This window comes from Thermomonas hydrothermalis (assembly GCF_900129205.1).
Lineage (GTDB): Bacteria > Pseudomonadota > Gammaproteobacteria > Xanthomonadales > Xanthomonadaceae > Thermomonas > Thermomonas hydrothermalis.
Window position 1 is genome coordinate 24,561 of sequence record NZ_FQUK01000029.1, and the last position, 8,204, is coordinate 32,764.

Sequence of the window (8,204 nt, forward strand, 5' to 3'; positions counted from 1 at the left end):
GGTCAGTCCTGCCGGGCGGGTGGGGTGAAGGGAATCTCACCCGGCGCCACCGCGCCGCCGCTGATGATGAAGCTCATCGCCTGATCCACGCTCCAGTCGGTGGGCGTGATCTTGTCCACTGGCACGATTTCCAGATAGCCGGAGGTGGGGTTGGGCGTGGTCGGCACGTACACCGCCGCCAGCTCGCGGCCGCTGCCTTGTTCGCGCATCACCCGGGTGACGAAGCCGATGGACTTCATCTGGGTGTGTGGAAAATCCACCAGCACCACCCGCTGAGTGCCGTCCGGCTTAGTCTGCAGGATGTCCAGCAGCTTGCGTGCGCTGCCATACACGGTATTGGCCAGCGGAATGCGCGCCACCAGCGCCTCCAGCCAGCGCAGCAGGCGCTGGCCGACCACGCGCTGGGCCAGCCAGCCGGCCAGCAGGATGACGGCCAGCGTGGCCACCAGTGCAATCGCATCCTGTACCCAGGGATCCACCAGCCAGCCCAGCGAATGCGGATGCTCGGCGGCCAGGCCCTGCAACCCAGGTTCCACCAGCGGCTTGCTCAGGCTGCCCAGCAGCCCGAACACGAACTTCAGCACGGCCCAGGTCAGCCAGAGCGGCAACAGGGTCAGCAGGCCGGTCAGGAACAGGCGCTGCAGGCGGGGGGCGAGGGCGGGAGAGGACATGGCGATAGTGTAGCCGTGGGAGGGGCTAAAGCTGTCGCCAGGTTGGTCGATATCGCGGGACACACCGTGCCGTTCTTCAGGGAACAAGGAGTCGTGCACATGGCTGTCCCCGCTGCTGAGCTTGACCGCAATGCATCGTCCCAGACTGCCCCGGCACGGTCCGGGCCGCGTTCGTTGTCACGCGAGGAGCTGCGCAGGCGCCCGGTCACCGGCCGCGAGGTGCCGTTCCGAGACGGCGATCTGATCGTCTCACGCACCGACCTGCGTGGGGTCATCACCTACGTCAACCCGTATTTCTGCGAGATCAGCGGCTACACCCCGGCCGAGTTGATTGGCCAACCGCACAGCATCATCCGCCACCCGGACATGCCGCCGGAGGCGTTTGCCGATCTCTGGGCCACCCTGAAGAAAGGCCGGCCCTGGGTGGGCATGGTCAAGAACCGCTGCAAGAACGGCGACCACTACTGGGTGGAGGCCCATGTCACCCCACTGGTGGATGCGCGGGGCGAGGTGGTGGGGTACCAGTCGGTGCGCCGCAAACCCAGCCGGGCGCGGGTGGAAGAGGCCGAGCGCGACTACGCCGCCCTGCGTGCCGGCCGCCTGCAAGACGTCGTGCTGCGCAATGGCCATCTGGTCCGGGTGCCGTGGTGGGAACGTCTGAACCCGCTGTGGAAACTTCGGTTGCCCGTCCGGCTGGCCCTGTTTGCGTTGGTCGGCCCGGCGCTGGCCTTGGTGCTGATGCTACGGCTGGGCGGCGCGCACGCACTGGACTGGGGGTTGTGGGGCGCGGGTCTGGCGTTTCTGCTGTATTCGGCTTGGTGGCTGTCGCGCGACGTGGTCGGCCGGCTGGATGAGGCCGTTGATGCGCTGCGCCGGATCGCCCGCAATGACTTCACTGGCCCAATCGACGTGTCCCGCAGCGATGAGGTGGGCCGCATTCTGCAGGGGATCAAGAGCCTGCAGATCCGGCTGGGATTCGAAGTGGAAGACCTCAAGCAAACCGGCGAGCGCAACCAGCGCGTGCGCGATGGGCTGGATGCAACCTCTACCGGGATGCTGCTGACCGATGCGGCCGGGCGGGTGGAGTTCGCCAACCGTGCCCTGTTGCAGTCTCTGGTGCGCGCCGGCGTACTGGCGCGGGAGGAGGCTGACCTGGTGGTCGGCCACCCGCTCACTGCCCTGCATCCTGAGTTGGCCGGTTGGCAGGCCCTGCTCGATGGGCTGACCGGCGAACGGCATGAGGTGGTGGAGCTGGGCGAGCGCACTTTTGCGGTATTGCTCAAGCCGTCGTTGAACGCGTCCGGTGAGCGCATCGGCTCTGTGCTGGAATGGCGCGACCGCACCGAGGAACTGTTGCTGGAAGACGAGATCGGGCAGATGGTGGAGGCGGCATCGCGCGGTGAGCTGGGCCGGCGCCTGGACGAGGCCGGCAAGCAGGGGTTCTTCCTGCAGTTGGCGCGCAGCCTCAATGCCTTGCTGGATGGCCTGCAGGGCGCGCTGGCCGGGATCCAGCACGTCTTGCAGGGCCTGGCCGAGGGCGACCTGACCCGGCGGGTGGAGGGTGAGTGGGCGGGCGCGTTCGGGCAGATGGCCGAGGACGCCAACCGCACGGTGGATGCGCTGATCCGGATCATCGGCGAGATCCGCGCCGCCTCCGACAGCATCGGCGCAGCCGCGGGCGAAATCGCCGCCGGCAACTCGGATCTGTCGGCCCGCACCGAACAGCAGGCGGCGGCGCTGGAAGAAACCGCCTCGTCGATGGAAGAGCTGACCTCCACCGTCAAGCAGAACGCCGACAACGCCCGCCAGGCCAACCAGCTGGCGCAGGGCGCGGCCAGCGTGGCCGAATCCGGCGGGCAGGTGGTGCAGCAGGTGGTCAGCACCATGAGCGAAATCCAAGCCTCGTCGCGCCGGATCGCCGACATCATCGGGGTGATCGACGGCATCGCCTTCCAGACCAACATCCTGGCGCTGAACGCAGCGGTGGAAGCCGCACGCGCCGGCGAGCAGGGCCGCGGGTTTGCGGTGGTGGCCGCCGAGGTGCGCTCGCTGGCACAGCGCAGCGCCAATGCCGCGAAAGAGATCAAGCAGCTGATCACCGACTCGGTGATGAAGGTGGAAGAAGGCAGCGCGCTGGTGGATCAGGCCGGGCGCACGATGAGCGAGATCGTCGGCAGCGTGAAGCGGGTCACCGACATCATGGCCGAGATCAGCGCCGCCTCGCAGGAGCAGAGCGCGGGGATCGAGCAGGTCAACCAGGCCATCACCCAGATGGACGAAGGCACGCAGCAGAACGCCGCGCTGGTGGAGCAGGCGGCGGCCTCGGCGGAGAGCATGCGCCAGCAGGCCGAGGCCCTGGCCGAGGCGGTGGCGGCATTCCGGCTGGCGGCGCAGCAGCAGGCCAGCGCCCGCGCCGCCGCCCGTCCTGCCGCGCCCGCCCACACCCACACGCATGCGCATGCACACGGCGGGGCGGCCGGGCACGCGCAGGAAGGCACCATCGCCTCGTTCGAGGACATGATCGAAAAGCATGCGCAGTGGAAGCTGCGGCTCAAGACCTACCTGCGTGGCGGCGGCGAGCCGCTGGATCCGGACACCGTCCAGAAGGACAACGTCTGCGCCCTGGGCCAGTGGCTGTACGGCAAGGGGCAGCAGGTGCAGCACCTGCCGGAATACCAGAAGCTGAAAGAGCATCACCGGCAGTTCCATGCCGTGGCGGCGCAGGTGGTGCGTGAGCACCAGCGCGGCAATCACGCCCAGGCGCAGACCCTGCTGAGTGGCGAGTTCACCCGCAAGACCCAGGAGACGGTGGCGGCCATCCGCGCCCTGCGTGATGCCGTGGAAGGCCGGCGTCACGCGCACTGAGGCTGGCCACGCCCCTCTGGGCGTGGCCGTCCACGTCGAGGGAGCGTCGGTCAGGCGTCGATGCGGTGGCCCCAGGCGTGGGCGTGGGGCGGCTGCCGGGATCAGCGGCTGCGCACCAGCCGGATGCCGACGTCGTCGTAGCCGCGCTGCGCGTCCAGCGGTGCCGGTTTGCCAGAGGCCATGCGCTGGGTGCAGGCCGCATCGGCGCACAGGGCCAGCCAACTGGCTGGAAGCGGCGGCTGCTCCTGCAGTTCCTTGGCACTGGGCAGGCGGTAGTGGTGCTGGTCCTGCTGGCCCAGCCAGGCGGCATAGGCCTGGGCATCGTCGGCGGAGACGCAGGCCACCGGCCGACGGTCGCCACCCAGCAGATTGTCCCAGCGCAGTTTGCGGCCCAGGAACCCACGCCCGCACTCGGCGGCCTGACGGCCCGTGGCGGCGACGAAGCGGGCGTAGTCGCCGCGACTGACCGTGATGATCTCCGGCGGGGCCGGCGGTGGTGCCGGAGTGGCCGGTTCTGCGGCGGCGGCCATCTCCGCACGGGTGTCGGCCAGCGCGTTGAGCCGTGTTTCCAGGCTGCGTTTGCGCGCAGGCTCCAGCGTCAGCCAGGGGGTGGTGGCGGTGTAAAGATGCACCGCCTTGCTGCGGGTGGCGGGCTTGGCCAGCAGCAGGGTGACGCGGTCATCCAGGGCCTGCCCCAGGCGGGCGCGCAGTTTTTCGATCGCCTCGCCGGTGCCGCCACGACGCTTGTCGAGCGTCACGGCGCGCTGGAACGCGGTTTTGGCGGTGGCGGCATCGTCCAGCCGCAGGGCTTTTTCGGCGGTGTCGGCCAGGGCATCGAACAGCAGCGCGATCATGCGCTGGGTGTCGGGATGTGCAGGTGCCAGCAGCCAGGCGGCTTCAACGCTTTCCCAGGCATTGGCACCGGGCGGGGCGAGCAGTTGCCCGGCGCGCAGCTGGTGCTCGGCATTGGCCAGGATCGGTGCCAGCCCGTTGTCTTGCGCATCGGTCGGGGCCGGCGCATCGGTCGGGGCGGGCGACGGGGTGTCTGCGGTGGCGTTGTCGGCGGCTGCGGGGGGCGCGGATGTGGTCGCAGGGGTGGCGGTGTCAGACCGGCGCAGGCTAAACGTGGCCAGCGCGAGGGCCGCCAGCACGGCCACCCCCAGCCCTGCCAATCGCAACGGGCGCCAGCGTGTGGCCGGTGCCGGTGCGGTGCTGGGCGTGAAATCGGACGGGATCTCCACCGGGACGAAGGCCTTGCCGGCGCGGCGTTCGACCTCGTCGAGTGCGGCCAGCATGGCATTGGCGCTGGCGTAGCGTTGCTGCGGCTGCTTGGCCATGGCGGTGTCGATCAGCGGTTGCCAGTGGCGAAGTGCCGCCGGCAGGCGCGGGATCGGCTCCTGCACGTGCTTGAGCGCCATGGTCAGGGCGTCCCCGGCGCTGTAGGGCAGCCGGCCGACCAGCATTTCCCAGGTCAGCACGCCCATGCTGTAGATATCGGCGCGGCGATCCACCTCCTGCCCGCGCGCCTGTTCCGGCGGCATGTAGGCGGTGCTGCCCACGGCCAGCCCGGCGGTGGTCAGACGCGGGTTGTTGCCGCGGCGCAGGGCGATGCCGAAATCGGCCAGCATCGGCCGGTCGTTTTCATCGAACAGCACGTTCTCGGCCTTGACGTCGCGGTGCACCACGCCGCGCACGTGGGCGTAGTCCAGCGCCTGCAGCAGGCTGCGCAGGATGGCGGCCACTTTCGGCTGATCGCCGGCCAGCTTGCGCTGTGCCAGATGCCCGTGCGGCAGGTAGGGCATGGCATAGAACGGCAGCCCATCGGCGGTGCGTCCGACTTCGAAGATCCCCACGATGTTGGGATGTTCCAGCCGGGCGATGGTGCGTGCCTCGTTTTCGAAGCGGGCACGGCTGACTTCGTCGGTCAGCGCCTCGGCCAGCATGACCTTCAGCGCCACCTTGCGATCCAGTGACAGCTGCTCGGCCAGATAGACGGTGGACATGCCGCCATGGCCGATCACCCGCAGGATGCGGTAGCCGGAAATGCTGGGATAGCTCTTGTCTGTCGACATCGTGATGCAGTACCGAATGACCCCGGGGTGAGCATACGATGCTGCTGCTATCGGATGGAACCGCTGTGCCATGACGGCCCGAATGCGGCCGCCTTACGTGGTGTGCCCCCGATCAGCGGCCGGGCTTGCGGCGGACGTAGAGCTGCTTGCGGACGCGGGCAACCACCTGGCCGCTGGCATCGACGATGTCGTTGTGGAACCAGTGCAGCACCTTGTTCCCCCCGGCGGCCTGGCTGCGCAGCAGGTCGAGGGTGGCCGGGTCGAGGTCGAAGCGGGTGCGAACGGTGCCCCGACCGGGGCGGACGAACTCGATTTCGCCGGCTTTGTCCCAGACCAGGTGATCGCGGCCGAGATGGTGCAGCACCATCAGCATCCAAAACGGATCGGTCATGGCAAACAGGCTGCCGCCGAAGTGGGTGCCGACGTAGTTGCGGTTCCACGGGCGCATGCGCAGTTCGACCTGCGCATGGCGATAGTCGGACGACAGTGCGGTGACGTGGATGCCGGCAAACAGAAACGGTGGCCACAGGTTCAGTCCGTGGCGCAGCAGACCCGCCCGCATCTTCAGGCCAGCAGCAGTGCCGACATCTGGCGACGGTAGCGGCCGACCAGATCCTCGTCGTCGATGAGGCGGAAGGCGTCGATCAACGCCTTGCGCGGCAGGCCGTCCTGGTAGTGGCGATCACGGCGCAGCATTTCCATGAACTGGGTCAGGGCGGCTTCGGCATCGCCTGCCAGCAGGTTGTGCACGCCCAGCAGATAGCGGGCGCGCAGATCATCGGGATTGGCGGCGATGGCCGCCTCCAGGGTGGCTGCTGGCGGGGCGTCCTTGAGCTGGGCGGCGAAGTCCAGATGCGCCCGCGCCCGCACGGCGCGATCGTCGGTGGCCAGATTGGCGGGCAGGGCCTCCAGCAGCTGCTGGGCCTCGGCGGTGGCGCCGGTGCGCAGCAGCGCCAGGGCCAGGTCGAGCTTGAGCTCGGCCTTGTCCGGCTCGGCTTCGACCGCCTTGCGCAGGCGCATCACCTCGGCATGCGGATCCAGCGGGGCAGCCGCCGGTGCTGCCTCTTGGGCGGCCGCCGGGACAATGCCGTGGTGCTTGAGGAATTCACGCAGCTGGCCTTCCGGCAGGGCGCCGGGGAAGCCGTCCACCAGCTGGCCGTCCTTGACCAGCATCACCGTGGGAACGGAGCGAATCTGGAATGCAGCCGCCAGCCCCTGCTGCTTGTCGACATCGACCTTGGCCAGCACGAAAGCGCCGTTGTACTCGGCGGCGAGCTTTTCCAGGATCGGCCCCAGCGCCCTGCACGGCCCGCACCAGGTGGCCCAGAAGTCCACCAGGACCGGGGTCTGCAGGGATTTGCGGATCACCGCCTCCTCGAAGTTGGTTTCGGTGACGTCGAACACGTGGGGGTTGGGCGTGATGGTCATGGCGTCCTGTGGTGAGGGAAAGGCAGTGTCAGCGGAAACTGGGGATTATCGCGGAGGTCGGGGCTTGGCATGCGTTACACCCGACAGCGTTGCACACGGCCAGGCGGGACATGCGCGAACGTTGCTTAAGATGGGGGCATGGACAACGCATTCAAGCACGCCTGGCCGTGGCTGGCACTGGCCAGCTTCCTGATCGCAATGGCGCTGGCCGGGCTGGACGTGCCGGAGTACTCGCACTGGCGGCATCCGCTGGCTTTGCGCGGGGCCACGGGTCTGCCGGGCGCGTGGCTGTTCAATGCGGGCGCATTTTGGCTGCCTGGGCTGATGCTGGCGTATGCGGGCGGGACGCTGCGACCGGCGCTGGCCGGGCGCGGGGGCGTGGCGCGGATCGGCCTCACCCTGGTGCAGGGGTCGGCACTGGCGTTTGCCGCGCAGGGGCTGCTGCCGCTGGATCTGCGCCAGTTGGATGCGCCGGCCAACCGTCTGCATGCTCTGGCCTGGATGCTGTGGTGGCTGTCGTTCGTGCCGGGGGCGCTGCTGCTCGCCCTGCGCGGCCGGCATGGCCCCGGCTTTGCCGCGCTGAGCCTGGTGGCCGCCGCAGGGGTGCCGCTGCTGGCGCTGCTGGTGCCGATTGCCGCCTGGGTGGGGCCGGCGCAACGGCTGGCGTTCCTGCTCTGGTTCGGCTGGTGGCTGCTGGCCGCGCGCTGGCTCAGCCGTAGCGCAGTTTCAGGGCCAGGATCAGCGCCGCCAGCACGAACGTGATGGCGTTGGAGACGATCATCGGCCAGGAGTGCAGGGAAAGCCCGTAGCCGAACCAGCAGGCCACGCCGAAGGTGAACACCACGTACATCCACAGCGAGATGCCCTGGGTGTCGGCTCAATCGCGATTCCAGTGGAAACGGTTCATGTCTGATGGGGAGCATGGAGCCAAGGGTGACGGGGTAGATGCCTGAGCTTGGCGCACAGCAGGTAGCTGATGGCGATCAGGTTGGCGTCAGTGCGATAGCCCTTGGCGCGGGCCTTGGCGGCCTGGATCTGGGCGTTGAAGGCCTCGACCTGGCCGTTGGACAGGCCGGTGTCGAAATGCCGCAGGATGCCGGTGAGGTGGTCGCGGATGGTGGCACCGAGCTTCTTGAAGGGCGTCAGCCGACACCGTCGTGCCCAAGAG

At 68.7% G+C, this 8,204-nt stretch carries 8 protein-coding genes; 2 read left to right on the top strand and 6 right to left on the bottom strand.

Annotated elements, in window-relative coordinates; translation table 11 throughout:
- Nucleotides 1-2: 2 nt before the first annotated feature.
- Nucleotides 3-671 (bottom strand): DUF502 domain-containing protein, encoded by a 669-nt coding sequence (locus BUA29_RS08790; protein ID WP_084602425.1) that lies wholly within the window; start codon nt 669-671, stop codon nt 3-5.
- Between the two features lie 99 nt (nt 672-770).
- Between BUA29_RS08790 and BUA29_RS12505 the strand changes: the two genes are divergently transcribed.
- On the top strand, nt 771-3,536 hold the full coding sequence (locus BUA29_RS12505) for a methyl-accepting chemotaxis protein (RefSeq protein ID WP_072756212.1): 2,766 nt from the start codon (nt 771-773) through the stop codon (nt 3,534-3,536).
- Between the two features lie 101 nt (nt 3,537-3,637).
- Here BUA29_RS12505 and BUA29_RS08800 read toward each other — a convergent pair whose 3' ends face one another.
- The 3 genes from BUA29_RS08800 to trxA all read right to left on the bottom strand — a co-directional run bounded on the left by BUA29_RS08800 (nt 3,638) and on the right by trxA (nt 7,030).
- Entirely contained in the window at nt 3,638-5,608 is a 1,971-nt protein-coding gene (locus BUA29_RS08800; protein WP_072756213.1) for a bifunctional serine/threonine-protein kinase/formylglycine-generating enzyme family protein, read from the bottom strand.
- Nucleotides 5,609-5,720: 112 nt separating this feature from the next.
- Entirely contained in the window at nt 5,721-6,170 is a 450-nt protein-coding gene (locus tag BUA29_RS08805) for a DUF4442 domain-containing protein (RefSeq protein ID WP_072756214.1), read from the bottom strand.
- Nucleotides 6,171-6,172: 2 nt separating this feature from the next.
- Nucleotides 6,173-7,030 (bottom strand): thioredoxin, encoded by an 858-nt coding sequence (trxA, locus tag BUA29_RS08810; protein ID WP_072756221.1) that lies wholly within the window; start codon nt 7,028-7,030, stop codon nt 6,173-6,175.
- A 144-nt stretch (nt 7,031-7,174) separates the two neighbouring features.
- Between trxA and BUA29_RS08815 the strand changes: the two genes are divergently transcribed.
- Nucleotides 7,175-7,798 (top strand): DUF998 domain-containing protein, encoded by a 624-nt coding sequence (locus tag BUA29_RS08815; RefSeq protein WP_072756215.1) that lies wholly within the window; start codon nt 7,175-7,177, stop codon nt 7,796-7,798.
- On the opposite strand, the gene BUA29_RS11915 is transcribed toward BUA29_RS08815, so the two are convergent.
- Nucleotides 7,746-7,886: a PQ-loop repeat-containing protein gene (locus BUA29_RS11915; protein WP_084602427.1), complete on the bottom strand. Its 141-nt coding sequence runs from the start codon at nt 7,884-7,886 to the stop codon at nt 7,746-7,748. The genes BUA29_RS08815 and BUA29_RS11915 overlap by 53 nt on opposite strands.
- Before the next feature lie 53 nt (nt 7,887-7,939).
- Nucleotides 7,940-8,204, bottom strand: a 265-nt coding sequence (locus tag BUA29_RS08820; RefSeq protein WP_143148865.1) for a transposase, incomplete at its 5' end; no start/stop codon positions are given.